An 857-nucleotide genomic window follows, 5' to 3' on the forward strand; every position below is an offset into this window, starting at 1 on the left:
ATAGACATAATGACCCCCACGAGGTGCTAGCCTCCAATTTCGTGGGTTAGCGTAAAGCCAGAGCCATAATTAGTTTGCAAACAACTAAATTTGGAGGCTAGCATGAACAACGATAGCATAATTTTCATTGGCTTAGATACGCATAAGTCCTTTATCCAAGTCGCAGTTCTGCAAGGTCATCGTGGTGCTCAACCGCAACATCTTGGCCGCATTAAGTCAAACAAGTCAGCTTTGGTTAAATTGGCTCTGCAACTTCAGTCCAAATATCCTAAAGCTACCCTTCATTTTGTCTATGAGGCTGGACCATGTGGATACTGGACTTACCGCCTGCTCACAAGCATTGGGCACTGCTGCTATGTCGTCGCTCCTTCACTTATCCCTAAAAAGCCTGGTGACCGTGTGAAGACCGACAAACGAGATGCCGCTAAGCTTGCCAAACTCTTCAAGGCTGAAGAGCTCACCCCTATCTATGTTCCAGAAGCCGAAGATGAAGCCATTCGAGATCTCTCAAGAGCCCGAGAAACTGCTATGAAAGATCTCAAGGACGCTAAGTTCCAACTCAAAGGCTTTCTACTTCGCAATAATGTTCAAGCAACAGTGAATGACAACTGGTCTAAAAAGCATCTACGGTGGCTGACAGACCTCATTCTCCCTCACTATAGCCAACAGATCGTTCTGCAAGAGATGATCATGACTATCAGCGAGCGGATACAAAGACTTCAGCGCCTCGATAATGAACTGCTCCATCAGGTAAAAAATTGGCGATACTATCCTGTCGTCAAAGCCATTCAAGCGATGCGCGGCGTCCGATTATTGGTCGCTCTCGGCACCATCGCCGAACTCGGTGATTTACGGCG

The 857-nt window shown here is 47.0% G+C and carries 1 protein-coding gene; it reads left to right on the forward strand.

Annotated elements, in window-relative coordinates:
* Positions 1-102 precede the first annotated feature (102 nt).
* On the forward strand, positions 103-857 hold a 755-nt coding region (locus KIV40_RS25925; RefSeq protein WP_285352067.1), incomplete at its 3' end, for an IS110 family transposase.

The organism is Vibrio sp. D173a, assembly GCF_030248475.1.